We start from the raw sequence: 26,465 nt of genomic DNA, 5'->3' as shown, positions 1-26,465 counted from the left end.
CGCGCGCAAATCGCGCGCAAAATGTCCGGACAAGTCACGAGAATTGTGGTACAATGAAAGCGGTTTTTGCATAACCTGGTTTGCTGTGCGGTTTTGAGGAGGGAGCCCGATGGCCCATCTCGACCTGACCCTGTTCGGTCCTTTTCAACTGACCCTCGATCACCAGGTGATCGAACGTTTCGAGTCCAATAAGGTGCGTGCCCTGCTGGCCTTCCTCGCCGTGGAGCACCGCCGTCCCCACTCGCGCGAGGCGCTGGCCGAGCTGCTGTGGCCGGGGCACACCATCGAAGCCGCGCGCGGTAATTTCCGCCGCGCCCTGGCCAACCTGCGCGCGGTGCTCAACGACCAGACCGCACAGCCGCCCTATCTCCACATCACACGCGAGGCCCTGCAGTTCAACCTGGCCGCGGATGTGACCGTAGATGCCGTGCGCTTTCTGGCGCTGGCGCAAACGCCGGAATCGCAGCCGGGGTGGGCGTCCAACCTGGAACAGGCGCTGGCGCTCTACCGCGGTCCTTTCCTGGAAGGGTTCCACGCCGACGATTGCCAGGAGTTCGAGCAGTGGATCACCGCCGCGCGCAGCGAGTTGGAGCAGCTTGCCGCCCGCGCGCTCTTTCGGCTGGCGCAGCATGACCACGTCCAGGGGGATCTGGCGCAGGCGCTGCCGCGTTACCGGCGCTGCTTGGCGCTCAATCCGTACGACGAGGCCGCGCAGCGCGGGCTGATGCTGGCGCTGGTGGACAGCGATCAGCATGGCGCCGCGCTGGCACGCTATGCAGCGTATCGGCGTGAGCTGCAGCAGGAGTTGGGCGCGGAGCCGGAAGCGCAGACCGCGGAGCTGGCCGCAGCCATTCAGCAGGGACGCCTGGCCGCGGCGGCCAAACCGGTTAGCGCGGCCGGGCCAACCATAGCCGCTTGGTCCGCACGGGGAACGCAGGATGCTCACCCCTTTGTCGGCCGCGAGCAAGAGCTGGCCGCGCTGCATGCCGGCGCCAGGCAGGCGGCGCTCGGTCGCGGCCGCGTCGTCCTGGTGATGGGCGAAGCCGGCAGCGGCAAGACGTATCTGCTGCACGAGATCGCCCGCCAGCTCGGCCGCACCAACCCGCCGTGGCTGGTCGTCCGTGGCAATTGCACGGCGCTGCTTGGGATCGGCGATCTCTACCAGCCCTTTGTGGATGGTCTGCGCCTGTTCGTGGCGCACGAGAGCGGCCTCCCCAACACCCGCCCATCTGCGCACAACCATCCTGCGGCGGCGCCGCCAGCCGGCGGCGAAGTCGTCCGCCTGCTCTGGGAGCAAGCGCCGGACTGGGCGCGCCGGGTTCTGGTTGGCGCAGGCGTCAATGCGGACGCGCCGCCGGCCAACCGGCAGGCGCTGCCGCCCATGTCGCAGGCGGCGCTGTTCGACCAACTGGCGCGTTTTATCGAGCAGGTGACGCGGCTGCGGCCGCTTCTGCTGGCGCTGGACAATCTGCATTGGGCCGACGCCGGCACCGTCGCCCTGCTCTTCCACCTGGCGCAGGCTTTGACCCACAGCCGCGTCCTCATCGTTGGCGCTTACCGGTCAGGCGCGCTCGCGCTGGCGCACAGCGAGCGCAGCCATCCCCTGGGCACCATGATCCAGCCGCTGCGAAATCAAATCGGCGCGACGACGATTGACCTGGACCAGACCGACGGCCGCGGCTTCGTAGACGCGCTGCTCGACCGCGAGCCTAACCGGCTGCAAGCGTCGTTTCGGGAGACCCTGTATCGTCACACCGAGGGTCACGCCCTTTTCACGGTGGAACTGCTGCACACACTGGCCGCGGCCGGGTGGCTCAGCCAGGACCCGGAGGGACGTTGGGTGGACCGCAGCGCGCTGAACTGGGACGCGCTGCCGCCGCGCGTCGAGGCGTTGATCCGGGAGCGCATTGACCGCCTGCCGCCGGCTGATCGTACGCTGCTGAACGCAGCGTGTGTTCAGGGCGACGAGTTCCGCAGCGAGATCGTCGCCGCGCTGGTGGGCGAGAGCGAGCAAACGGTCATTGCCCGGCTGAGCGGCGATCTGGCGCGCGCGCATCGCCTGGTGCTTCCCGGCGGCGTGCTGCCCCACGCGGGGACGCCCGGCGCGGTCTATCACTTTCGCCATCATCTGTTTCAAGCCTATTTGTACGGCGCACTGGACGAGGTGCAGCGCGGCCATCTGCATCGAGCCATCGGGCTGGAGCTGGAGCGGCTCTTTGCCCGGCACGGCGCCGCGGCCGGCGTCACCCTCCAAGCCCTGGCCTGGCACTGCGCGCATGGGGGCGAGCGGATCAAAGCACTGAATTATCTGCGCACCGCCAGCGAGCAGGCGCTGGCCTGGCACGCGTACGCCGAAGCCGTTGGCTATCTGACGCAGGCGCTGGCCCTGGCGCCGCCCGCGCAGCCTGCGCTGCGCTTCGAACTGCTGGCGGCGCGGGAGCAGGCGCACAGCCAACGGCGCGATCCCCAGGCCCAGGCGGCCGACGTTGGCGAATTGGAACGGCTGGCGGAGCTGACGCACGACCCACGCCAGCGCCTGGTCGCGGCCTTGCGCCGCGCGACCCTGGCCGAACAAACCACGCACTACGCAGAAGCCATTGTCGCGGCCAACGCCGCGCTGGCGCTGGCCGCGGCGCTGCACGATCCGGCCGCCGAGATCGAGGCTCATCGCATTGCCGGTCGCAGTCACTGGTGGCGCGGCGAGCTGGATCTCGCGCGGCGCTACTATGCTTATGCGCTGCGCAAGGCGCGTGCGCAGCCGGCGCCGGACGCAGTCGCCGACTGCCTGCTGCACCTGGGCATCGCCTGTTGGTCTGTGGATGATCTGGCCGGCGCGAAAGCGGCTTTCGGCGAGGTGCGAGACAGCGCCCTTGGCCGCGAAGCGCCGCTCTTGCGCGCCGTGGCGCGGATGGGACTGGGCATGGTGGCCTGGACGCGTGGCGACTATTCCGAGGCTGAGGGCAGGCTCGACGCGGCGCTGACCACAGCCCGCGATCTGCGCCATCCCTGGCTGGAGGGGCAGGTGCTGCTGAACCAGCTCGCGCTCTACCGGCTGTCGGCGGCCTACGACCGTTGTCTTGCGCTCTACGACCGGTTGGCGCCGCACTGCCAGGCCATCAACGATCGCTGGACCGCCGCGGCCGGCCAGGTGGAGGCGGCCGAGATGTTCGTGCAACTGGGCGCCTGGGCGCAGGCCAAGAGTCTCATCGAGGCCGCGACCGTCGCCGCCGATGCCCTGGCCGCGTCGCTGCTCAAGGTGCGGCTCCTGCTGCTCGCCGCCCGCCTGCACCTGGATGGCGGGGAGCCTGGATACGCCGACGCGGCCGGCCAGGCGCTGCCCATCGCCGCCAGGCTGGGCGTCGCCCATATTCTGGCCGAAGCGTGGCTGCTGACCGGCCTGCTGCGCCAACGGCAGGGCCGATGGGCGGAAGCCGGAGATGCCCTGCGCCAGGCGCGTGCGTCCGCGCACGGCGAGGTCGCGGCGCGGCTGCTGCCTGAAATCGTGGGCGCGCAGGCGCACCTGGCGTTGGAGAGGGGTGAGACCGGCGAGGCTTGCGCGTGCGTGGAAGAGCTGTTGACCGGCGCCCCTCTCCCCCTGATTGACCAGGCGGCCGACCCAAGCTCGCTCTACTTGATCTGTTATGCTGTGTTGGACGCTGCCGGGGAGCCGTGGGCGGAGCAGATGCTGGTGCGCGGCTGCCGCTGGCTGCACGAGCAGTCCGCCTTGATCGCGGATGCTGAGCTGCGACGATCGTTCTGTGAGGATCTCCCGCGCCACCGGGAGTTACGGGGGATGGGTGCGGGCCTCACCTCAACCCCCGGCCCCTTCTCCTCTCCGCATAGCGGAGAGGAGAAGGGGGGATGAAGTCAAAGATTTTTTCTCCCATGTTTCGGATTCCGGTCAGAGATAGCGCAGTTCACTACACAGGTAATTCCACCGACGAAATACTTCCAGCGCGTTCTGCTGTGTTAAGGCCAACGCTGTTCGACTTTTGGCGACGCGTTGAAAGAATGGCTCGACCGCGTCGGTCGGTTTGCACGCGGCCATGATACGCTGGAATTTCGAATGAGGGCGGCGCAGATTAGCCGCATCGCACAGCAGGCCGAGGACAGATAGATTGCCTCGCTTCCGCGTCTCTTGCAGCAACCTGTCTTCGTCTAACTGCTCGACATGACGGATCAACCAGTCGAGCACTACCCATGTGAGGCGGCCCGATGCGCGACAATGCGCCGTGCTTTCGGCGATCACCTGTTCGGAGGCGCGCGACGTCGAGGCGGCATGGGCTTCAGCCAGAAGCACCCGACCACCCAACTGTTGCCATTCCTGAAACAGCCGATCTACTGGGTCTGCCATCCTTGCTCCTGCAAGAAATACTCGATCCTTTGCGCCCAATCGGGCCGGAAACGGGCGACATGGTACATAGTCGCTACGAGAGTTGCCTTGTCGGCTTCGTTCATCGAAGGCAGTAACAACTCCAGGTCTTCCAGGTCTTGCTCGCGCAAGGCGACGATCTTCATCGCGGCCTGTTCTGGCCGCCCCAACACGTAGACATGGAGGCGCTGCAATGGCATCGGCAGGGGAGTGAGGCGATGGTAGAAGTCGGGCGGCAGGATGTCAGCGAAACCCTTGGCCGCATCGCTCAGCCAGTCGTCGGGGAGATCGTGCAGCCTGGCGACGTGCCTGACCGCCCGGCGCAACTCTCCGACGTCGCCGCGCAGCAGGAGCACGTCAATGTCGCGCGTGGCCCGTTGCGCGCCGAAGTGCAAGATCATGGCTGCGCCGCCGATCACGATGATGTCGCACGGCGCAGCCAGACTCACATCCAATTCCTGTAACGCCTGAACAAGCTCTGCTTTGTCCATGTCAACATCTTGTCTGAAGGTAAGTCATGTGAATGGCGAGGAATCGCTCCACACCTTGTCGTGATTGTAACAGGCCTGTAGAAGTCCGTCAACAACGGTCGCGCGGCGCCACATCTGGAATTCCTGAAGTTGTGCATCGCCGTTTGCTATTTCGGCGGCTCCGTTCTATGATAAAGGCGATGTCCTTTACCCATCTCGAAGTCCACTCGCATTTTACCCTGCTCGGCGCGACGCCCTCGGTGGCCGCGCTCGTGGCGCGCGCGACCGCGGATGGCCTGACCCACCTGGCGTTGACCGACACGAACGCGCTCTACGGCGCGGTCGCGTTCAGTCGCGCCTGCCGCGCCGCCGGCGTTCAGCCCATCATCGGCATGACGGTCACGGTGGCCGAGCCTGCTTTCCCCTGGCAGCCCGGCGATGCAGTCACGGCCGGCAAACTGGTGCTGCTGGCCAGGGATGCCGCCGGCTACCGCTCCCTCTGCCGCCTCTCATCGCTAATCCAGGGCAGCCCGCAGCGGGAAGCGCTGGCGGCCCGCGGGCTTGACCTGGACGCGCTGGCCGAACAGCGCGCCGGGCTGATCTGCCTGGGCGGCGGGCAGGAAGGGTGGATCGAACGCTACCTGCGCAGCGGCGACGCGGCCGCGGCGCAGCGTTACGCCGAACGGCTGGCGGACATCTTCGGGCAGAATCTGCACCTGGCCCTGGAACTGCACGCCCCCGCCGATGCCGCCATCGCGGATGCGCTGACCGCCCTGGGCCGGCGCCTGGGACTGGCCACGGTTGCAGTGCAGCCGATCTTCTGCCTGGCGCCCGCGGACGCGCCCCGGCTGCGCCTGCTGGCCGCGATCCGCGCCAATGCACGGTTGGACGAAGATGCAGGCAATGATGCGCCGAACGACGGCGCCGATCCCGATGAGGAATGGGCCGACGACGAGACGCGCTACGTGGCTCGAACAACCACGCGCCGCGCCGCCGCGCCAACGCCCATCACACCGGTCGCCTCGTTCCCACGCGGCCAGGCGGCTCACGGCCCGTCCCCGCACTGGCTCAGCCCGGCCCACATCGCCGAGCGCTTTGCGCGCTTCCCGCAGGCGGTGGCGCAGAGTGGGGAGATTGCGGCCGTCTGCAGCGACTGCCTGCCCGACGGCCGGCCGATCTGGCCCGGCCTGGCGCTGCCCAGTGGACAGACGCCGGACGCGGCGCTGGCCGCCCTGGCACAAGCCGGTCTCGAGCGCCTCTTTCCCGCCGACTCGCCCCGGCGCGGCCAGGCGCAGGAGCGTCTGGCCGCAGAATTGAGCGCCATCAGCAGCCACGGCTTCGCGCCGCTCTTCCTGGTGGTGGCTGACATCGTGCGCTTTGCCCGCAGCCACGAGATTCCGGTCAGCACGCGCGGCAGCGTGGCGAACTCCCTGGTCGCCTTTTGCACCGGCATCACCACGGTGGACCCCATCGAGCACGGGCTGCTGTTCGAGCGCTTTCTGAATCCGGCGCGGACCAACCCGCCCGACATTGACCTCGATTTCTGCAGCCGGCGCCGCGATGAGGTGCTGCGCTACGTGCGCGACGCGTACGGCGCGGACCGCGTCGCGCTCATCGGCACGGTCAGCACGATGCGGCCGCAATCGGCCGTGCGCGAAACGGGCAAGGCCCTGGGGCTGCCGGCCGAGCAGGTCAACCGGCTGGTAGGTCAACTGCCGCACCGTTGGCATCCCGACCCGCGGCGCCGCGATCAACGCACGATGGACGACGTCCTGGCCGCGCTGACCGATCCCCTGGAGCAGGAAACCGTGCGCGTGGCTTACACCCTGGTGGGGCAGCCCGATCATCTGAGCGTTCATCCCGGCGGTGTGGTGATCACGCCCGGCCCGCTGACCGACATCGCGCCGGTGCAGTGGGCGCCCAAGGGCTTCCTGATCACCCAGTTCGAACACGGCGATGTGGAAGCGCTGGGGCTGCAAAAGATGGACCTGCTGGGCATCCGCGCGTTGACCGTGCTGGCCGACGCCGCGGCCTGGGTGCGCGAGGGTCACGATGCGGCCTTTGGCCTGGCCGACATCCCACTGGACGACGCGGCCACGGCCGATCTGCTGGCGCGCGGGGAGACGATTGGCGTCTTCCAGTGCGAATCGGACGGCGCGCAGCGCACCCTGCGCAAGCTCAAGGCCCGCAGCGTACGCGACCTGGCGATTGCCAACGCCTTTTTCAAGCCCGGCCCCGCGATGGGCGGCATGGCCGGCGCATTCGTGCGCCGTTACCGCGGCGAGCAGGCCGTGACCTATCTGCACCCGGCTCTGCAGCCGATTCTTGGCCCCACCCAGGGAGTGTTGATTTTTCAGGAGCAGATCTTGCGCCTGGCGCGCGAGATCGCGGGGCTGACATGGGCGCAGGCCGATCAACTGCGTCGCGGCATGAGCCATTTCGGCGCGCAGGAGATGGCGGCGCTGGCCGGGCAGTTCATCGCCGGCTGCCAGCGACCGCCGCCGACCGGCCCTGGCTTCACTCCGGCGCAGGCCAGCACGCTTTGGGAGCAGGTGATGCCCTTCGCAGGCTACGGCTTCAACCAGGGGCACGCCACCGCGTACGCCGAGGTCAGTTTTCGCTCCGCCTACCTCAAGGCGCACTACCCCGCGCAGTTCCTCTGCGCGCGGCTGGCCGACTACGGCGGCTTTCATCACCCGGCGATCTACATGGCAGAGGCGGTGCGCCTGGGGCTGACCGTGCGCCCGCCGCACATCAACTTCAGCGCCGAGGCGTTCAGCCTGGCGGAGGGGCGATCTGGGCCGGTGCTCTTCATGGGCCTGGGCCAGGTGCGCGACCTGCGCCAGGCGGCCATCACGGCCATCTGCCAGGAGCGCGGCGCCGGCAAATTCAGCGATCTGCGTGACCTGCTGCGCCGCGTCGCCCTGCGGCCGAAAGAGATCGAGCATTTGATCCGCGGCGGCGCGCTGGATGGACTGGCGCCGAGCCGGGCCAGCCTGCTGGCCGAGGCGCAGGAGTTCCGTCACGGTTCTGCCGGCCAGATGATCTTCGATTTTGGCCGGCGTGCGGTCCCCGCGGAAACCTTGCGCCAGCGCTGGGACTGGGAGACCGAATTGCTCGGCCTGCCGGTCAGCGCGTTGACCGATCCGCTGGCGCTGGTGCGCGCAAGTCTGCCGGCGCATGTGCCCCTGGCCGAACTGTCCGCTTTCCCCGGCCGGTCGCTCCTGACCGCGGGCGTGCGTCTGCCCGGCTGGACCGGCGGCCCCGGCTTTTTCCTGGGCGACGGCGCCACGTTCGTCATCGCCCGCGGCGACAAGGCGGCCAAGTCCCCGGCGCCCTGGCAACCGCTGCTGGTGCAGGGGCGCTGGGTTGGGGATGAATGGGGCACGTCCTGGCTGCAGGTGGAGGAGGGGGGAGAAGTGCAAAGTGCAAAGTGCAGAGTGCAAAGCGCAGAGAGCGGAGATTCGTGAGCGAAAATCGAAAATCGAAAATCGGAAAGGAATGAGGGATGACAAAGAAGAAGGATGATTTGCTGGAAGCGCATGTGCGGTTTGAGTTGGAGCGGCTGCGCGGGGAGAAGTTGCCGGCGACGCTGGCGGAGGAAGTGGCGGACGTTTTTGCCTGGCTGGGGCACGTGCGGCTGCACGAGGTGGTGAGCGCAGACCAGGTGGTAGACTGGATCGGGCGCAATGTGATCGAGAGGCCGATTTCGCCCGAACTCGTGGACGAGATTCGGGAAAACGTACTGTTTGTGCATGAATTCCTGACGAACGATGACGCCCGCGTCGCGTCGCTCCTGCCGCGCGGGGTGTTCGATCAGCTCGTTGACAACATCATCGGCCTGGAGGACCTGCGCCGCGAGATCACCCACCAGGTTATCTCAAGCTCCGTTTATGGGGTGCTGATCTCCAATGTCCTCTACCGCGGCATCAAGGCCTTTGTGCTGACCGAAAATGCCCTGGCGAAAAACATCCCCGGCGCATCGTCGCTGCTCAGGATGGGACAGAATGCCTTGAACGCCGGTGCGCCAACCCTGGGAAGGAGTATTGATAAGCAGTTACTCGCTTTCATCAGCGCGAATGTCCAGGAGACCATCCTCGAGAGCGAAACCTTCCTGAACACGACCCTGGATGCCAGACTGATGCGCAAGTGGAGCGAGGAGGTGTGGGCGGCAAATGCCGAAACGGAGATGGCCGAACTGGCCGGCTATGTGGATACCAAGTCCCTGGAGGCGATGGTGCAGATTGGCCTGAACTTCTGGCTGCACTTCCGCGCCACGCCGTTGTTTGCTGAGCTGATGGCGGGGCTGGTGCGCAACTTCTTCCGCGTCCATGGGGAAAAGGACGTCCGCGCGTGGCTGGCGGCCATGGGCGTCACGCAAGCCATCGTCACGCATGAGGTGACGCTCTTGGCCGCGCCGGTCGTGGAAACTGCGCTGCAGAGCGGTTATGCCGAAAAGCGTATCCGGCGCCGGCTCGACGCCTTCTACCGCGCCTACTTCGCGGCCTGATCGCGGCGCATCGGCCTGAGACCATCGTTCTCCCCCCAGTGCTCTGCTGCCAGCCGCAGCGCGGAGTCCGAACGATAGCCATGCAAAACTTTGATTAGATCAGGGACCAGGCCATCCAACTCGCGCAGGGTCCGGACGCGCTGGTCGGCGTCAATCAGCTCGCGTGCTTCCAGGAACCTGAGCCAGGCCGGGAGCATCTCGAATAGGGCTGCGGCTCTGTAAGGCTGCGAGCTGAGGAAACTCAACAGACGAGCCAGAAAACGATCCATCGTGTCGTGGTCGGGGCAGAGGGGATGCACTGGCGCCGATGCGCGCGCTTTGGGCCTGGCCCCCCTCCTGCCGTTCGCATCGTTCAACTCCCCGGCGTGGCGCTTCAAGATGTATCGCTGAATCTGATCGCGCGCAATCTCCCCTTTGGCATACGGCATGCCTTCCGCGCGGCGCAGGTAGCCCAGGAATTCGACGGTCAGGTAATACAGATTGGTTCGGCCATCGTCCGCCGAGAGTCCCGGTGCGCCCTTGCGCTGCCGGTGCGGCGTGAGGGTGAAGTCGTCCAACCTCCAGCGCCGCTCGGCCTGCCCGGTGATATGCGCCAGGAATTGGGCCGCATCCCCTGGCTGCAAAATTGCGCAATCAAAGGCGGCGCTCAGCGCCTCCAGTTCGGCGGCGTGCGGGGCTGCGGTGCGCTCCAGGTAGTCGAGCCTCGCGTACGTCAGCGCACGTTCGGCAAATGCAGTGACCGCCCACTCGAAGTATTCGCCGGCATCCCGCACCAACGGACAGGCGCGGCGCATGGCCTCAGTAACCACCGACAGGTGGCCGTGGTAAGCCAACTGGTCGAGGGTGCCGCTGACGGTGTCGAGATCTTCGCCGGCTGTGTCGGCCAGCTCATGGGCCAGGGCCGGCAGCGCGTCCATGCGTCCGGCGGCCAGGGCGTTCGAGATCAGCCAGCCGGCGTAGAAATGGGCATCGTGGGCGTAGACGTCCGGCTGGCGCTGGCGCAACAGGGCGAGCAACGCATCGAAGCGATCGCGCTCGCCGCTGGCCACGCTGGCTTGGTAGATGACGTTGAGCATCTCGAAGGCGCTTTCGTTATCCATCGCCCCCTCATCCAGCGTCGCCAGGAAGATGGCGATTTGGTCTTCGTCATTTTCTGCCGCTTCGAACTCTGCCCAGCGCGTATCGAAAAAGGAGGAGTCGGTTATGGCGTCTGCCTCAGCTTCCGTCTCTGGCCCATCCCCCAGCGCGTCGTCCGTCCCGGCAGCGGGCGGGAGGTGTTGCACTGCGGGCAACGGTGGCGGAAGCGATGCGGCGGCCGCCTGGCGCACCGCGCGCTCGGCCTCCACTTGAGCCTGCCGGGCCTCTTCATCCTTCTTCAGACAACACTTCTTGTACTTCTTGCCGCTGCCGCAAGGGCAGGGATCGTTGCGACCGACCATGATCCACCTCTTTCGCGCTTGGTATTCTTCGTAAGGCTTCGTGTCTTCGTGATCCAACGGCTCACAGCGCCCAGGCCGGGATGGACTGGGCCGTAGCCGTGAGCGGCAGCGACTGCTCCGCCAGACAGATGACGCCGCCCGGGCCGACAGGCAAACCGAGATGCGCCAGCGCTCCGAAATGCCGGACATCATCCCGACCCGGCGCGGCGGTTTTCTTGATCTGCAGGGGATAAGCGATGCCATCCTGCACGATCAGCAGATCAATCATGCCGCCATGTCATGGGCAAAGGCAATCATTTCAACGCTAACTCCCTCTTTCGCGCTTCGCGATCTTCGTGCTTCGTATGCTTCGTGCCGCTTCGCGTCTTCGTGCTCCAAACACCCCGCGCTCCCCGCCGCTAGGCTGCCCTTCTCAGCCTCGACGCCAAACCTGGTGGAACTCGCCTAGTGTAGTGTTTCTCTCTTGACTTCGCAGCCACCGTTCGGTTATAATGACAGCAATCCAGTTATCTGGAGGTGGAAGGCATAACGCCTTCGGGCCCTTCGGGGCCTCTTTTTATGGCAGCTTCAACTCCAGCTTTTGGCGTCATCGTTTCATTTGCTTTCCGGTAACTGGCTCACATTCCCCAGGTACATCACGATTCTGGAGTCCTCTTTGACGCGCAACCAGACGTCAGTCAGGTCAGGTGACACATCAAATGGCAATGCGATGCCCAATTTTAGCCCCGGGTTAATGTCATCGTACAAGTGCCCAGCCTGGAACTGCCATGCGGCGCCCAGAACCGCATCATCGAACGGATCGAACTTGTAAGTCCGCCCCCGCGTATCTTGCAGGTAGAAATTGAGACTGCGCAGGGGCGTCGCAGTTCCGGATCCCGTATTCCGAAACTCAACGAGCGGAATGAGGTAGGTGCCTTGGGCAAAGCGCGCGTTGCCGTAGTGATAGACTGACTTGGCGCGCTTCACATCGTAAAGGCGCAGTCCCCAGTTCTTCACCGTGAACTCTTGCTCGGGCCGCGTGAGTGGCAGGGACGTTGGCTTGGCCGGCGGAGAAGTTGGTGCAGGGGGCGGTGTTGGAATGTTCTGTGCTACAGCCACCTGCGTCAGCGGACCGCTCGTCTTGACAACCGAAGCCGCAATCCATCCCTGTTTGTCACCATACGAGATTTGCCACCACGACGAATCCGCGTTACGCCCCAGAATATCATAGCGCTGTCCGGCGCTCGCCTTGCCGACAATAGGATAACTCGTGCCTGGTCCCGACCGTATGTTGCTCGCATTGGATGCAACCGCCGCCGGTTTGTCAGGCGTATTTGCCGGCCGCGGGTTAGACGAAACGAGCGAAACCCAAACGCTCCATATCTTACCGCCGATAGCATCGGTCTCTACCCTGACAGCATAGCCATTTACATTGGTCCATGCGACTGCAATTAGGGCTGATTGGTCCGGTGGTTTGGTAATAAAGTCAACCCCAACACGTCTAAGCGCCACAGGCCATTCAGACAAGGCGTAGTTATGCTTTTCCAGCCCACTGAACAACTGCACGCCTTTGGCAATACCGGTCTTGTCGTAATCAACGTAGAGAATATATGTTTGTGCTATGTACATGCGAGACTCGCCACCGTCTGGAATCGCGGGCACCGACCCTCGATCAATTTGGGCAATATCCAGGGGTTCTCCCAGGGTACCCTCGACCTCTGCAACTTTAGCGCCCAAAATCGCTGGTGCATTGACGATCAGGTCGTTCGTATTGTCTGCAGTCGGTGTCTCCGTTACGGTAGGTGTATCAGTCGGTACGGGGGTATCGGTTGGGAGAGACGTCGGAGTGTCAGTTGCCGTTGGCGCCGGCGTCTCGGTGGGAGCAGATGTCGCCGTAGGCGCTGTCGTTTCAGTCGGCTTAGGGGTGTCGGATGGGGCAACTGCGACTGCCGTATTTGCTGCCGACCTTTGAGCTTCAGCGGTTAGGGTTGCCCGCACCTGCTTGGCGACTGTGGCCGCGATGCTTTTTTCGTCACTGGTGCGCGATGTTTGTCCACAAGCCATCTGGAGCAAAATCATCATGCCGAGGGCGATCATAATCGGATAACGCTTTTGGGACAGCATACTCTTCCTCCGTTTCCAGCTACTACTTCTGCACTCGTTCTTGTGATCCGGCAGCCAGCAGCTCGGCCAGGTTGACGCCTTCGACGGCCCCCTCACCCTGGCGCTCCGCCCCGACCCACAGGGATAGCACCAGGCTATGCACTGAGCGGAAGCTGCATAACCCGCTGATCGAACGCCTGCGCGACGCCGTGTGGGCTGCGGTGGATCGCCTGCATGAAGGACCACCGCAGCGCTGAGGCCCTACGCCGCCCCTCTCCGTAAAGCCAGGATGTGGGGGAGCACCACATGACTAGCGCGAGATCCGAACGGTTTCACAAACCTCTCGGATCTCGCAATCTTGGCAGCGCACAGCGGGCAGCGTTCCTTATTTGAGTTCTCGCGCGCCGACATGGTTTCCCCGGGGAAGTGATGCTGTCAGTTTGCTGCCATGGTATCCAAAGCCAGGATTTCCTTCTCCACATAGCTGCGAAACACCTTTACATCGGTGAAACAACGGAAACCCGCTGCGCTCGCCAATTCCAGAGTCTTCATCTGTTCATTCAACAAGAGGGCGACCGGTTCGCTGAAGCCGGTCTGGATGCCCTCGGGCCATGCCAGGTCGAGCAGCGCCTTGAGAGCGCCCGTCTCGGCATCAACAATCTCATAGAGCATTTCGCCTTCAGGCAAGCCCTGTTCTGTCACCCAAATGTTCTCCTCCAACAGCACGGCTTCTTCGCCTTCATCGTCAATGCCACCCGAAACACTGATGATTTCGACGGCGGGCGGCACCGCGACCGACGGCACTGTCTCAAGTGGTCCCACATGGCTGCTCGTCAGCAAGCTATCGAGGAATACGTTGGCCGCTTTCGCCAGCAGACGCTGGCGTTCGGCCAGAAAGTCAGCGTAGTTTTCAATGCGCCACAGCTTGGGGTCCATAGGCACCCACTGCGACGATAATGCGCCAGGGTGGCTGGCCTCAATCTGCGGGAAGTAGACTTCGGGTAGGGTATTGCTGATGTCAAGATTGGTGGCCTGCGTCAGGAAGCAGTAGTTTGCCAGTGAGTTGACCTTAGGGCGGTCATGCCCGCGCGCATAGAGCTGCGACTTGGGAAAGATGTGGTGAATCTCCAGCCGGCTGGTTTTGCCCAATAGATTGGCCTTGAGCGGCAGCCCCGTGTCCCAGTCCCGCGCCTCCCCGACGCGCGTCAGCATGTAGAGCATCGGATAAAAACGGGCGCCCACGCTCCAGTTGGCGAAGTTGTTGGGACGCACCTCGAGATCACCGCGCCAGGTGCGCAGTTGGTCTATGAGCCGGTCCAGGGCCTCGGCGTGATTCTCCATCGCCGTCAAGTCCTGCATCAACATGGATTCGGTGGAACCGGCATAGCGCCCCCACAGCAGTGTATGCACATACCAGTAGAGCAGTTTGTCGCGTTGCTGTGCGCTGGATAATTTGCCGCCGTTTTCCACGACGTAGCGGCTCATGATCGGGAACGCGTAGCGCCCGCCCAGTACTCGCTCGTGATCCAATCCCAAGCGGCCACTGACGATATTGAGCAGATAATCAATGGCCTTCTTCGCTTGCTTCAAGCCCTGCTGGAATCCAGCGGTGTCGACGTCCTTGAGCGCCGAGAAGAGCGCCTTACCCGTCACCACGACGTTGACGTTGCGCAGCAGCCAATCCAGGCTGAAATCAAAGCCGGACCTGGCCCACTTGCCAAGCGCTGAACGCAGTTCTTCGCGCGCGGGAGGCCATTCCGCGCAGACGCGCGCCAGCGCCAAATCACCTTTTGATAGCTTAGTGCCTCCGCTATTGACGCGGTTGAAGATGTCCACCACCACGTCCACCGTCTTGTCCGGTCCAGCGACTTTCTCGATGTGAACCTTGATCTCTCCGATAGTGTAAAGCCGGTTGAGACGGCCGAGGTATACTTGGGCGTGAGGCTTCAGCGCCTCGTTCTGGTAGATGCCGTCGATGAAGGGGCCCATGCTGAGCTTCATCAACTCGGTGACGTTGATCCAGCGTGGGTCGCTGCCCATCTTCACAGGTCCATAGAACTCGAAGGATTCGTCCTCGAGATTGAAATAGAGACCGGTGAAGGCGCTGGCGTTGCCCTCGAAAAAGGAGGGTGGCGCCCCCCGGATGATGCCGTAGAGCGTCGTCACCCGCTGTTGTCCATCGAGGATCAACTCGACGGTGCCGGCGGACAGCGGATGGTCGCCGCGCGCATCGGCGCTCTCGGTCTTCGTGATCCACACCAGCAGCCCACCCACAGGATACCGGCGGTAGAGTGACGCCATCAAGTCACGCACCTGATTGCGGTTCCACACATAGCCGCGCTGAAATTCAGGCAGCGCCATCGCACCAAGATCAATCTGATTAAGAATCGTATTGATTTCCATCTGATCTTCCTTTCACACCAGGCTGGATATTTGTGCCTATACCGGCGCCCAAAACGGGCTCGCCAGCACGTCGAACGTCATGTTCTCCACCATCTCATCCTGCGGAATCAGTGCGATCCTGGTCGTCACCCATCTTGCCCGGCAGGCATTATCGGGTAGCGATCAACTTCGGCGCCTCGTCGTTGGTCATGACGGTGTTTTTGCCCTGGTCTTGCGCTCATCCGCCAAACGCCTCCAGCTTCCCCAACACCTTCTCCCCCTCCTCCCGCGCAACCGCGGACGGCGCCTGCACAATGAACGCCTGCAGCGTCGCGATCACCGTGCTTCCCCCCATCCCCAGCAGCGACAGGCTGGCCAGCCAGCGCAGTTGCTCGTCCTCGTCGCCCAGGGCGGCCACCAACTCGCCGATGGCCTCTGAAGTCTGTTTGCGGCCCAGCGTGAGCAGCCGGCCGAGTCGTTCGCTGCGATTGCCCTGCGGCGGCGTGGGGATCATGACCGGCTGGGCCGCGGGTTCCGGCCGCGCAGCCGGGCGCACGGGTTCTGCCTTGAGCGGCGTGGTGGCAGGGGCAGCCGCTACGCCGAACAGGTCGGACTGCCCGGCGCTCGCCTGGGGCTGCGCCGCAGGCGCCGGCCTGGCAGGTGATCCGGGAGCCGGGGGCCTGGCGGGCTGGGCGATTGCCTGGTACGTGCGACCCGTTTCGGCGACCCGGCCAGGCGTCGCCGCCATTTCCTCCCGGTAGTTGCGCACAACGACCGGCCCCAATTCCGCCTCCAGCCGATCCCACGCCTCCAGCACCAGCCGCCGCGTGCGGTACTCGCCGAACGCCTTGATTTCTTTCTCCTTCAGCACCCGGAACGTCTCGCTGGGGAAATCCGGGCCGTAGACATCCTTGGGGTCGAGGATGTAGCGCAGCTCGTCGCGCGTCAGGCCATAGAGCCGGGCGTAGTAGGCGTCAAGCTCGGCGCGCAGGAGTGCGCGGCGACCGCGTCCCATTTGGCCGGCGCAAACGGCGCGGGGCACGCGTCGCCGCCGGCCCAGTCAGGCGGGTTCCAGGGATGTCCGCCCGTGGCCTTGAGCCAGGCTTCGTGCTGCTCTTCCAGCTTCGCCCGCAGCGCCTCGTCGGCATCGGCCCACAGGTCGGCCGCGAACGGCGCCATGTCCCAGGCGGTGTAGACGGCGCCCATGCCGCCCTGATCAGGCCGCTCAAAGCCGACCATCATCATCGCCCGCCGCCAGCCAAAACGACCGGCCGACCAGGGGGCAACGATCACGGCGACCTGTGCAATCTCCATGCGCCCCATCCGCTTGTTAATCTTCTGAATCACTCCATCGTTGAGCATGGTCTGTCTCAGTTCAGATATCAGCCTCCAACCAAGATCACAGGCGAGTAACTCTGAGGTCGTTGCAACGAGTGCATAGCCGCCCTGCGACGGCTAGAGATATAGGCCCTGGGTCGCCCCGCCTCCTACTCCCACGTCTTAATCCTAAACCCCAAACTCGCTGCATTCTCGGACACCGCGCGCTTGATTTCATCCGATACGCCGCTGGGGAACTCGGCGCTGATCTCGACTGTCACCTTCACGCTCGCCTGCGGATCATTGGCCAACACCCTGATGATCTCATCCGCGATCAGCAGCAGCCGCACCTTCGCCGCGGTTGCGTTCACGTCAACGGTCCCGATGAACGCGTGCGCCTTTGCCGACCCGCCCGGCGTGGGCCCTGTGGCCACCCCAGGTGTCGAGCTTGGAGCTTCGGAAATGATTCCTGGCCCCGTTCCGCCTGTGGCAGTCGGGTACCTGATGCCGCCGGCCGGCGCTGCCGCGGGAGTCGCCTGCGCCACCTCATACGCCTGCGCCGCCTCCGGCTCGATCAGCAGCAGCGTGTCATCGAACTGCACATTAGCATCGCCCAGCTTGAACCCGTCATACTTCCCCTCGTGCTGCCCGTAGGCCGTGCCGAAGAAATCCCGGCTGGCCGCGCCCTTGATGATCGCTTGCTCAAGCACCTTGCGCGTCTTCAAGCGCGGCAGATAGAGGTAGCGCAGCGTATCTTCCCAAAAAACCATGGCGCCGACAGCCGGCTTATCGGCCTTCCAGTACAGTCGCTGCAAGTGACTGCGCAGGTGGATGGGCGACCAGGCGCCGATCACCAGCTCATTGTCCACACAGACGCGCTCGATCTCGCTGCCCAGGGATGAGCCGCCGCTGTTCAGCGGGAAGACCTCAACCGTCGGCTTGGGATCCGTGGCCGCATGTTGCGCGGGGCAGAGCAGCCACCTGTAACACTCGCGGGCGGTCCCCGGCAGCACGTTCTCGGCCGTCTGCAATTCTTTCTCAGCTTGCCGCTTCTGAAGTTGGTCAACGTTCAGGCGGCCGTCCCTGATGTCCTCCACAATCGAACCCCAGGCCAGCGCCACTTTGATGCTGTCGCGCAGGTGCGCCAGCACGCCGTGATCGGGAGCCAGAAAGATCAGCCGGTTACCACGGTAGCGCGGTTTGGCGCCGTTGTTGCGGGCGCTGTCCAGCACCGCGTCGAACGCCACGCGCGGCTCCTCGCGCGCATAGAAAACCTCCGGCGTCAGGATGATGAGACGCAGCGCGCTGTCGTCCGGCACATCCGCATGCGGCGTGAAGATGTGGATGCCGTCGAAGAAGGTGGCGCCGGCGGTCAGTCTCTTGAGCACCTCGGCCAGTTTGACGCGGACGTCAGCCTTGTCGTCGAAGCGCGACTTCCGGTCCTCCATCTCACGCCGCAGATTGGTGCGGGTGTCGAACCAGAAGCGCGTCGAGGCCAGCGCTGTTTCGCCGGAGCTTTTCAGATAGTGCAGTCGGTCGGCGAGCCGGTTGAGCGCGTCGGAGTACGTGGAGGAGGTCTGGCCGGGCTGCAGGCAGCCGAGCAGCACACGCGCGCGGTCAATGCCGCGGATGCCGGCCTTCGTGGACACTGAAGCGGGTGCGCTCCCCAGGAAGATCGTGCGCGCCACGCGGCGGGCCGCATTCACCGCGCCGAAACGCGGCTCCTTGTTTTCCAGTTCGGTCGTTTCGGCCCGCTCGCCGTCAATGTCCTTTTCCACCACCGGGTCCCAGCCCGCCGGCAGGTAGTACATGAGTTCGTTGCGTGTGCTGCCATCATACAACGGCAGGCTGCCGGGCATGATCATCAGGTCCCTGTTGTCGTCCTTCCACAGCCGGTAGATCAGCTTGGCCATCAGCTTCAAAACGCCGCGCGTGCGCTGGAAGCCTTCGATCGTCGTCCAGTCTTCGTAAAGCCGATCGAACACTTCCGGGTGAATCGGGTACGCCTGCGCCAGGCGGTCGAAGTAACGCTGCTCCTGGGTTTCGCTGGGCAGCCTGGCCCCTTCGGCCACATACGCGTCTGCGAACGCGCGACAGACCGCCGCGCGGCCCTGTTCGTCACGGATTGGCTCGAACAGGCGTCGCCGCACGATCTCGAAGGCCTCTTCGGTGGCCACGGGCTTCCACAGCGCCTGCACACGTCCGAAGGTTTTTTCCAGTGCCCGCAGGGCGGCCATGCCGCGCTGGCTGCCTGCTTCCACCTCCGATTCGGGCAAGGAGGCCAGAAGAACGGCGTTGGGCACCAGCTTGCACGCTTCGGTGAGGGCCTGGACGAAGGACAGGTTACTGTCGAACGTGCCGCCGCTCAGCGGCTGGCCGGCCTGAAACTGACGAATATAGGCGAGCAGCTCGTCAACCAGCACCACGCAGGGCGCATAGGCGGCCAGCAGCGTTTGGAGCACAGCCTTGCCGGGGGAAGTGCCGGTGGCGTCGGCGTCCTTGAGCTGGTCGAAGGCTTCTTCGCCGCCGAGCTGCCAGGCAAGCTCGCCCCACAGCGTGCGCACCGTGTGCTTGCCGTGCAGCCAGGGCTGGCCGGGGGCGTGAGCCTGGCCGTCCAGCACCGCGACGCGGGCCTTCGGTACGTCCATCAGGCCGGCCTGGTCGAGCAGGGGCGGGATGCCGGCCAGATCGCCCAGCGCGCAGTGCCGCGTGGCGAGATGGTAGACGGCCAGCATCGTGTGCGTCTTACCGCCGCCGAAGGCCGTCTGCAACTGGATGACCGGCTCGCCACCCTGGCCGTTCAACCGCTGCGCCACCTGGATCAGCAGCAGGCGCATGCCCTCGGTGATGAAGGTGCGCTGGTAGAAGGCCGCCGCATCCTGGTACTCCCGCGTGGCCCCGCCCGTGCGCACCGCGGTGATGTCGGCGGCAAACTCCGATTGCTGAAACGTGCCTTCGAGCACGTCGGGATGGGGAACGGCTACTTCTCGCCAGGGTTTCATAGGCAGTGCTCCTAGGTTTAAAACTCCCGAACTGGCTCGGTCGGAGACCGGCCAGAGCGGGAAGTTATTGTTTGACAAGCCATTAGGCTACGCTCCACGGCACTCCGGCCGCGGGGGTGTTCGCGATATTCAAGACCAGCGGGTTTGGATCAATGGTATTGACCAATTGTTTGAGTTGCTGGAGCACGCTGGCCGAAAATCCGGCCGGAAACAGCACCGAATGAGGCCCCACGTGAGGCTCCAAATGCAGCACGACCCGTTTGGCAGGCGCTGCCAGCGCGTTGGTCGCATGGTTTTTTTCAGCGGCGTCAGCCGCATTGAGCGCAGCGTCTGCCAATCCAGTCACAGTATCCCGCACCTTGTCCGCCACGGTTTTTGGCAGCCCCGCAATGTTCGATGGCCTTGGCGGCTGGGTGATAACCCGGAAGTCTTTCGCTTCGATCAGCCACGTGGTCGTCGAAGCAGCCACACTTTCAACAGCCACCACATCAATGCCCTTTTGCCTGCCGGCTGCATTCCAGACAGTCGTGTAGTGTTGCCAAGTGTCATAACGTTGCGCTACGACTGTTGGTGCGAAGGTGAACCGTAGGGAATCAACTTGAAGATGCGACACGCTGGGTTTACCTTTCGTTCTCGTTGATAGTAACCATGAGGCCCATCTCGGTGTCAATGTATCGCTCCGATTGGACCAGATCTTCATCCAGCGCCGTGATGCTCCCAATTTCATCCAGACTGTCGGACACTTTCACTACGACTGCATCGTCTGCGGCATGAAGACCAAAGTAGCGTGTGTCCAATTTCGAAAATTCTTGGGTGTGCAGAATGTGCAGCTCGCGTAAGAGAAAGAGGCTGTGGGTGGCGACAAAGACTTGAATGCCGTTCCGGCTGATTTGCAGAATTGTGCGCGCAACCAGCCGGATCAGTTTAGGGTTGAGGTTAGCCTCGGGTTCATCCCAAAAAAGAAAGCCCGTGTCCAAGAGCGAACCAGTGGCGACCAAGCGCGCCAGCATTGCCAGCTTGCGTAGCCCCTCGGCGACAAGATGCACCTCCATGCTTCCCGTTTTGGTATTGAGGTAGAACCGCCCTGATCTGTCGAGTTCGACACTGCCGCCCATCGCCATCTCCAATGGTTCCAGCAAATCTCTAATGCGCTTTTCACGAGGACCTTTAGCCAAGAGGGCGCCGAGCAGAATGCAGGTGTCGCGCCATGTGTCATCAAATTCGTTATAGGTGGTTTCATAAAGCGACACAAAGCCTGGATAGACCGTCAGTAGTTCTCGCGTTGGCAAGTAGACCGGCAGTTTGTCGAGCCAGGTCGTAGGCGTCTGCTCGACGCCCACCTCACTCTTGCTGGCCGTGTTGAACGACACCTTGCAATCCAGTTCTGGTCGGAAGAAGGCCCAGCTAATCTCACAACGACTGCGACCAGCCTGCCGTCGCGCCAATCGTCCCAGCGCATCAGGTTTGAATACGTCACGCAGTTTTTTGGCGATGGCACTTTGTAGATAGGCTTTGGTGGGTGTACTGGAAGCAGATTCTTTTTCACCCCGTGCACTGACATACGCCATGACATAGGCAGCCTTCAGAATCTGCGTCTTCCCCAGTCCATTTTCGCCGACAATGACATTTAGGTTTCGACCAAACTCCAACGGCGTGTCTGGAAAAACGGTGAAGTTCTTGAAGGTAAGTGATTTCAACATAGTTCCTCTCCGGATTACTCGAACAGCCTGCCCTGCTTCGCACCGGTTTCCTCCCGGTTGACCGCGGCTTCGATCCCACTCCAGCTCGTGATCAGCTCGTTATACGCCCGCGCATCCTCCGCCCACCCCTGGCGCTCGCACAGCGTATACAGCCGATACGCCAGTTGCCGGGTCGCTTCCCCCTTGCCCCTGACCGCGCCCAGCAGACGGCCCGCACCGGTGTCGCCCTCTTGCTTCAGCGTGCGGATCAGGTGGTGCAGCGTCTCCCACACCGGGTTGCGGGTGTCGGTCTGTGGATCCCACCCGGCCGGATATTCCGACCACTTGCGCAGACGCACGCTGCCGCCGCCGGCTTCCAGCACGCCCGCGGCCTTCATGCCGTCCACACTCGTACCCTTCGCCCGCGCCAGCACATCGGCCTGCCCGAATACTCCATCTTTCCAACCGTACTGCTCGAACCAGTGCAGGCAGAACTGCGTGTCCACGTCGAAATCGTCCTCGGCCAGGAAGCGGTTGATCAGTTGCAGCGCCGTGCGCACGCTCATCGGCGTGCCGTCCGCCTCCAGCACCGCGACGTACTTGGAAAAGACCGCCATCCCCGGCCCGATGATCGCCTGCGACAGGTCCACCGGCGCCACCGGCGAACGGTCGTCGCCGGAGCCTTTGGTCATCTCGTCGAGGGCCTCGGGTAGCACCGCGTTCAACTCACGCAGGAACTCGCGGCGGGAAATGGTCGGCGCATCGTTGGGGCGGTTCCGGCACACGAGGACGATGCTAGATGCGAGGGCATTTGTGCCAATGCCGACTGAACGCGCACTCCGTTCGGTCCGCATCGGCCAAGTACCGGTAATCGCAAAGCCAGCGCGAAGCACTGCATCGAGAAAGGTCTCCCAACCAGCACTCGTTGTACCTGCCCCGCTATCACTCTCGGACTGCTTGAAAGCGTAGTAAATGGTGACTGGGAAGACTGGGTGTGTCTGCTCGGCGAGGCGCTGCATGGCTTGCGTCATTCCTTCCAGGAAGAAGGTTTCAGCCATCTCCTTGCTGCCGTGACGGTAGGGTGTTGCCACCAGTTCCTCTGCCTTGGGTACTGCTAACGTAGCGAACAAGTCAGGAAAGATGGGCTTCAGCGCACGACGTAGCCAGACATAGAAGAAATCGGATAGATCGGCGTAGCCAATGTTGTCGTAGTAGGGTGGATCTGTTGAGAAGACATGTCCGGCACCCGTACGCAAGGCAATGGCGTCAGCCTGCCTCACATGACCTGGAACGCCCGTTTCCGGGCAGCCACTAAGAGCATCCGCGACTATCTCATTCGAAGCCGCGAATGCACCTCCGATCTCGCTAAACAGATTCAGTTCGGCGAAGTCCCAGACCATTGGGATAGCCTGCCTTGAGAAAAGATGGCCGGGACGATCTTCCTTCGTGTACCAGGGCACGAGTGTACTGTTGTAATCGGTTGTCTTGGACAGGATGAACGCTAAGTAGACTACCATGCCTTCGGCATAGGCCGACGCATCTACACCGCCGGAGTCGAGGCCGCGACCGTCGTCGTGCCATGCGGCAACGAGGGCGTCAAGACGGACTTTCTCTCGCGCCTCCGTAACCAGATCACTGAACGTCGCTAACGCCACCAATTGGCGGGGAGTGAAGAGGTCACCCCATTTCAGCATGCCGTATTCCCGAACACGAAAGCCCAATGCTCTTTCAGGGAGCGATGTCTCGGGTTTCCAATTCGGTCTGGCAGTTTGAGCGACTTCTTCCATCTCCGGTGTTGGTGACAGATAGATACGACCCCTTGCTGTGTCGGCCACCACAGCCATGAGCTTCTGTCCCATGCGTCCCTGTTTTGCCTCTTCCCGTAGGTAGGAGAAATCCATTGGAGATCTTGAAAGCATGCACAGAAAAGGACTCCCGCTCCCACCGGATTTTGTGCCGTTTTTTGCCATTGCTGGCGGCGTACCAATCTTGACGGTGAACCGATAGCGGTCACCTTCCACGACCGGCTGCACGTACGCTTCTTTGCCCGCCTTGCTGGAGAGAATGAAGCTTGCAACCAGCGGTACATCCACATGCGAGAATACCGGGTTGGGACTCTTCACCGTGCGCGCCCACAGCCACGCGATCACGGTGAGTTTCTGGCCGATCAACGGCTTCAGGTCGGGCCGTTCACGCGCCATCTCCGCCGTGATCTCTACCGGCGGATACAGGTGCCCAATCCGCTTCTGCGCCTCCTCCCGCATCCACGCCCCGTAATACCGCACATCCTCCGCCAGCCCCGCTGCCCCCTTCCACTGCTCCCCCTCGCCCGCTGTCGGAGAGGGGGCTGAAATGAGGGCCGGATGCACCGGTTTTCTGCCCGCAAACTTCGGCGGGATCTCGATCAGCGCTTTGTTGATCAGCACGGCCACCGGGTTCAGGTCGGAAGCGTACGCTTCCAGCCCTAGACGCTGCGCCTCCAAGGGGATCGTCCCACCGCCGGCAAACGGGTCGTGCAGTGCGGGCAATTTGTCCGGGTCGAACAATTCGGCGGCCTGTGGGTGGTCCCGGTTCAGCTCGCAGACCTCGCGCCACGAGCGGCGAATCTCGGCGCGAGCACGTTCCAGCACATCTTCTTTGGTGGTGCTTTCCCACTGCACGAGATCCTCGATGATCTTGAAGAGGCGATTGCGGCTGGCCGCCCACGAGGCCTTGAGATGCCCCGGTGGGACTTGGCCGGGGTTTTCCATTTCCCATTTCCACGACGGATCATTTACTAACTGCGCAAAGATTACGGCCCGCGCCGCGGCCAGGGGCCTCTGTGCCCACCACTTATGTATGGAAGAGGGATTCCCGCGATAGATATAGCCCTCGCGTATTGATGCCGTGTTGATCGCGTCCAGCGGCAGCGCCACTTCGATGAGTTTCTTTGGGGATTTGACGGGATAGGTCATGACATTGTCCTATTTTGGGTCATCCGGCGTAATTGAGCGACTGCAGATGGGCTTCTGCTGGATCGCCCAGACGCCAGCGAACCAGGGAGAAGTACTGCGGCCACGGAGAATCGGCGTCTTGTGAGAGCAGGCGGCGCGCCAAGTCGAGCATCACGCTCTGCGGAGGAACGCCAGGCGCCGACTGCTGCGCTTTCCTAATCTGCTTTTCGAGTTGGGCTTTGGCGATACAACGATTTCGGTTGAGTCGCGGACACCCGAGATTGAGATGCTCGATGGTCTTGGAAACAAGCGTGGTCGTGTTCGGGTAGTGGCTGCCTGGTAGAGCCAGGGCCCCGCAATTCTGTGGGTGAGGCTCTGGAGTTCCATTCGGGGCAAATTGGAAGAGGAGCGGGAAAGCCGGGACTTCGTCGGACGCCAGAAGCCAGCCCTCCGGGCTTGCAGGCAGCTTGCCAGCCTGAATCTGATGATCTTTGAAGGCGTCGCAGCTCAGATTCGCTGGCAACGGCGGCAGGTAACGGCTTGGGTCAAAAGGAATGCCGTCGGGAGGGCGTTGAGAGCCGCCGGGACAAACCGCCCACAGGTTGGACCAGTGGAGCGCCCAGTTAAGGGTACCACTTCGATCTTCCTTGGGATGAAAATGCTCGACGCGTTGTTCATGTTTTTTCGCATTGATCCCTGCGTCGTCCATGCCACCAGCGATCTCGATTTCGCAGTATGCACACAGACAGCGTTGTCCCCTGACAAGAGTGCGCTTGACATCGGTGTACGCCTGTTGTCCTCCGTAAAACGAGTCATTTCGCATCTGGTCCCAAGAACCCTGAGGCTGAGCCAGGCGGTAGGCCTCAAGTGTGGGTGGTTCGGAGAGTTTCCTACATTTCTTCATTCTCCGGCCTCCCACTTCATGTTGGCGATCTGCAGATCGGCTTCGAAGAGCCGCGGTTCGTGTCCCTGACTCCACTTATCAAGCACTTGCCGGAGTTCCAAGGCGCGTGGACCCGCCCATTCACGGGCATCCACCAGTCGAAGATACTCGTCAAGCGCGTCAGACATGCGAGTTTTCGGGCGCGGCGAAACCTGAAACACATCCTCCAGGATGCGCTGCGCCTCGGCGCCGTCCGTGCCGGGTGGCGCGGCGTAGACAGTACCTTCCTTGATAATGCGGATGCTTTCCATCGGCACGGTGCTAAGCACCTGGGGGCTATGGGTGGTGACGATGAACTGCGTTTTGGGAAAGGCGCGCATGAGGTCGCCAAGCACACGTTGCTGCCAGGAGGGATGCAAGTGCAGGTCTATCTCGTCTACGAGCATGATGGCCGGCGCGTCTGCCGGAGCAGGCAGATGGCTATTCGCGAGGGCGAGACGGCGAGCGAAGTCCATTCCTAGCGCCAGCATACTTTGGTAACCCTGGCTGAGTTGGGAGACCTGGAGTACGCTGCCGTTCTGCGACTCGACGACGAATTTGTGCTTCCTGTTGAAATGTGGGGTCTCGTAGGCGCCGCCAAGAATTGCGCTGATGGCCGAACGAACTCCTGAGAGCGCAGCAGACGCATCGTGGTCCGCCGATCTAAGCCCCTTATTGGCTCGCAGTTCGGCGGCTTCCTCCACGTCAAACCACTTGAGCATCTCTTTGAAGTCGCTGAGCGATTCCAGCGCCCCTACCAGTGCAGAAGTTGGGTGGGTGTAATTCACCTTTGACTCCCGCAGCCGCTCCGGGATGACAAGCCAACCACGACGTGCGCCGTAATAGGCAAAGACGGGCAGCAGTTGCGGAGTTGCGGTCTTGAGACTGTCAAGAACCCCGACTGCGTAAGCAGTAATCTCACTTTGCCCAACCTTGGATTCTGGCTGTTTTCCAAGGGCAGAGGCGCGCCAGTTATCCCATTTTGGCCCGGTCAGGGTCTCGATCACCACCTGGGCGTAATCGCTCACCCCCCAATCGTCATCCCCGCCGAATTCGGGCATCAATGGGAGCGTAGAACGCTTCAATTCGAGGCGGAAGTCAGTATCTTCGATACCGGGACCGGAGAGACGCTGGTTAGCGGAGGACAGATAGCGCAGGACTGGAGAAAGGCCGATGGCGATACCATCCAATACGGCCGTCTTGCCGCCGCCGTTCTCCGCCACCAGCACAGTCAGGCGCGGATGGATATCTATCTCGAACTCCTCAAAGCAGCGAAAATCCCTGAGGACAACCTTCTTTAGATGCATAGTCTTGGTCTCCGGATCATCGTCTCACAACTGCTGGACGGGTTTATCAC

The 26,465-nt window shown here is 63.1% G+C and carries 15 protein-coding genes and 2 pseudogenes; 3 read left to right on the top strand and 14 right to left on the bottom strand.

Annotated elements, in window-relative coordinates; translation table 11 throughout:
• Positions 1 to 109: 109 nt before the first annotated feature.
• The gene (locus IPM84_12200) at positions 110 to 3,865 is read left to right on the top strand and encodes an AAA family ATPase (GenBank protein ID MBK9093510.1); all 3,756 of its coding nucleotides are present in this window, start codon (positions 110 to 112) and stop codon (positions 3,863 to 3,865) included.
• Between the two features lie 36 nt (positions 3,866 to 3,901).
• Here IPM84_12200 and IPM84_12195 read toward each other — a convergent pair whose 3' ends face one another.
• Positions 3,902 to 4,354 carry a hypothetical protein gene (locus IPM84_12195; GenBank protein ID MBK9093509.1) on the bottom strand — a complete coding sequence of 151 codons (453 nt, stop codon included), beginning with the start codon at positions 4,352 to 4,354 and terminating at the stop codon, positions 3,902 to 3,904.
• Entirely contained in the window at positions 4,339 to 4,863 is a 525-nt protein-coding gene (locus IPM84_12190) for a hypothetical protein (protein MBK9093508.1), read from the bottom strand. The genes IPM84_12195 and IPM84_12190 overlap by 16 nt, the downstream gene beginning before the upstream one ends.
• Positions 4,864 to 5,042: 179 nt before the next feature.
• On the opposite strand from IPM84_12190, the gene IPM84_12185 reads away from it, so the two are divergent.
• Both IPM84_12185 and IPM84_12180 read left to right on the top strand, forming a co-directional pair.
• Positions 5,043 to 8,312, top strand: coding sequence for a DNA polymerase III subunit alpha (locus IPM84_12185; GenBank protein ID MBK9093507.1), 3,270 nt, complete (start codon positions 5,043 to 5,045; stop codon positions 8,310 to 8,312).
• Between the two features lie 38 nt (positions 8,313 to 8,350).
• Positions 8,351 to 9,352 (top strand): hypothetical protein, encoded by a 1,002-nt coding sequence (locus tag IPM84_12180; GenBank protein MBK9093506.1) that lies wholly within the window; start codon positions 8,351 to 8,353, stop codon positions 9,350 to 9,352.
• A 1,361-nt stretch (positions 9,353 to 10,713) separates the two neighbouring features.
• On the opposite strand, the pseudogene IPM84_12175 reads toward IPM84_12180, so the two are convergent.
• From IPM84_12175 to IPM84_12120, 12 genes and pseudogenes are all read right to left on the bottom strand, one after another.
• Positions 10,714 to 10,788 (bottom strand): annotated as a pseudogene (locus IPM84_12175) (SEC-C domain-containing protein).
• A 64-nt stretch (positions 10,789 to 10,852) separates the two neighbouring features.
• Complete coding sequence (locus tag IPM84_12170; GenBank protein MBK9093505.1) at positions 10,853 to 11,059, bottom strand: hypothetical protein; 207 nt, start codon at positions 11,057 to 11,059, stop codon at positions 10,853 to 10,855.
• A 326-nt stretch (positions 11,060 to 11,385) separates the two neighbouring features.
• Positions 11,386 to 12,894 (bottom strand): SH3 domain-containing protein, encoded by a 1,509-nt coding sequence (locus IPM84_12165; protein ID MBK9093504.1) that lies wholly within the window; start codon positions 12,892 to 12,894, stop codon positions 11,386 to 11,388.
• Positions 12,895 to 13,308: 414 nt separating this feature from the next.
• Positions 13,309 to 15,276 carry a DUF262 domain-containing protein gene (locus tag IPM84_12160; protein MBK9093503.1) on the bottom strand — a complete coding sequence of 656 codons (1,968 nt, stop codon included), beginning with the start codon at positions 15,274 to 15,276 and terminating at the stop codon, positions 13,309 to 13,311.
• Positions 15,277 to 16,048: 772 nt separating this feature from the next.
• A pseudogene (locus tag IPM84_12155) lies at positions 16,049 to 16,258 on the bottom strand (restriction endonuclease).
• A complete protein-coding gene (locus IPM84_12150) occupies positions 16,201 to 16,617 on the bottom strand; it encodes a hypothetical protein (GenBank protein MBK9093502.1) in 417 nt (138 codons plus the stop codon). Before IPM84_12150 ends, IPM84_12155 begins: the two are co-directional and overlap by 58 nt.
• 125 nt (positions 16,618 to 16,742) lie before the next feature.
• On the bottom strand, positions 16,743 to 19,574 hold the full coding sequence (locus tag IPM84_12145; GenBank protein ID MBK9093501.1) for an ATP-binding protein: 2,832 nt from the start codon (positions 19,572 to 19,574) through the stop codon (positions 16,743 to 16,745).
• Positions 19,575 to 19,656: 82 nt separating this feature from the next.
• Positions 19,657 to 20,187 carry a hypothetical protein gene (locus tag IPM84_12140; GenBank protein ID MBK9093500.1) on the bottom strand — a complete coding sequence of 177 codons (531 nt, stop codon included), beginning with the start codon at positions 20,185 to 20,187 and terminating at the stop codon, positions 19,657 to 19,659.
• Between the two features lie 7 nt (positions 20,188 to 20,194).
• Positions 20,195 to 21,274, bottom strand: a complete 1,080-nt coding sequence (locus IPM84_12135) for an AAA family ATPase (GenBank protein ID MBK9093499.1) — start codon at positions 21,272 to 21,274, stop codon at positions 20,195 to 20,197.
• Positions 21,275 to 21,288: 14 nt separating this feature from the next.
• Positions 21,289 to 24,207 (bottom strand): DUF1156 domain-containing protein, encoded by a 2,919-nt coding sequence (locus IPM84_12130; protein ID MBK9093498.1) that lies wholly within the window; start codon positions 24,205 to 24,207, stop codon positions 21,289 to 21,291.
• A gap of 19 nt (positions 24,208 to 24,226) precedes the next feature.
• The gene (locus IPM84_12125; protein ID MBK9093497.1) at positions 24,227 to 25,090 is read right to left on the bottom strand and encodes a hypothetical protein; all 864 of its coding nucleotides are present in this window, start codon (positions 25,088 to 25,090) and stop codon (positions 24,227 to 24,229) included.
• Positions 25,087 to 26,415, bottom strand: coding sequence for an AAA family ATPase (locus tag IPM84_12120; protein ID MBK9093496.1), 1,329 nt, complete (start codon positions 26,413 to 26,415; stop codon positions 25,087 to 25,089). The genes IPM84_12125 and IPM84_12120 overlap by 4 nt, the downstream gene beginning before the upstream one ends.
• Positions 26,416 to 26,465 lie beyond the last annotated feature (50 nt).

This window comes from Candidatus Amarolinea dominans (assembly GCA_016719785.1).
GTDB classification, from domain to species: Bacteria; Chloroflexota; Anaerolineae; order SSC4; family Amarolineaceae; genus Amarolinea; species Amarolinea dominans.
This window is presented reverse-complemented; position numbering and strand designations above follow the sequence as displayed.

Coding starts and splice junctions, on each gene's coding strand:
- IPM84_12130 (MBK9093498.1), bottom strand. CDS start 24,207: ATGACCTATCCCGTCAAATCCCCAAAGAAACTCATCGAAGTGGCGCTG.
- IPM84_12125 (MBK9093497.1), bottom strand. CDS start 25,090: ATGAAGAAATGTAGGAAACTCTCCGAACCACCCACACTTGAGGCCTAC.
- IPM84_12195 (MBK9093509.1), bottom strand. CDS start 4,354: ATGGCAGACCCAGTAGATCGGCTGTTTCAGGAATGGCAACAGTTGGGT.
- IPM84_12145 (MBK9093501.1), bottom strand. CDS start 19,574: ATGAAACCCTGGCGAGAAGTAGCCGTTCCCCATCCCGACGTGCTCGAA.
- IPM84_12160 (MBK9093503.1), bottom strand. CDS start 15,276: ATGGAAATCAATACGATTCTTAATCAGATTGATCTTGGTGCGATGGCG.
- IPM84_12190 (MBK9093508.1), bottom strand. CDS start 4,863: ATGGACAAAGCAGAGCTTGTTCAGGCGTTACAGGAATTGGATGTGAGT.
- IPM84_12185 (MBK9093507.1), top strand. CDS start 5,043: ATGTCCTTTACCCATCTCGAAGTCCACTCGCATTTTACCCTGCTCGGC.
- IPM84_12180 (MBK9093506.1), top strand. CDS start 8,351: ATGACAAAGAAGAAGGATGATTTGCTGGAAGCGCATGTGCGGTTTGAG.
- IPM84_12135 (MBK9093499.1), bottom strand. CDS start 21,274: ATGTTGAAATCACTTACCTTCAAGAACTTCACCGTTTTTCCAGACACG.
- IPM84_12165 (MBK9093504.1), bottom strand. CDS start 12,894: ATGCTGTCCCAAAAGCGTTATCCGATTATGATCGCCCTCGGCATGATG.
- IPM84_12120 (MBK9093496.1), bottom strand. CDS start 26,415: ATGCATCTAAAGAAGGTTGTCCTCAGGGATTTTCGCTGCTTTGAGGAG.
- IPM84_12150 (MBK9093502.1), bottom strand. CDS start 16,617: ATGCTCAACGATGGAGTGATTCAGAAGATTAACAAGCGGATGGGGCGC.
- IPM84_12170 (MBK9093505.1), bottom strand. CDS start 11,059: ATGATTGATCTGCTGATCGTGCAGGATGGCATCGCTTATCCCCTGCAG.
- IPM84_12200 (MBK9093510.1), top strand. CDS start 110: ATGGCCCATCTCGACCTGACCCTGTTCGGTCCTTTTCAACTGACCCTC.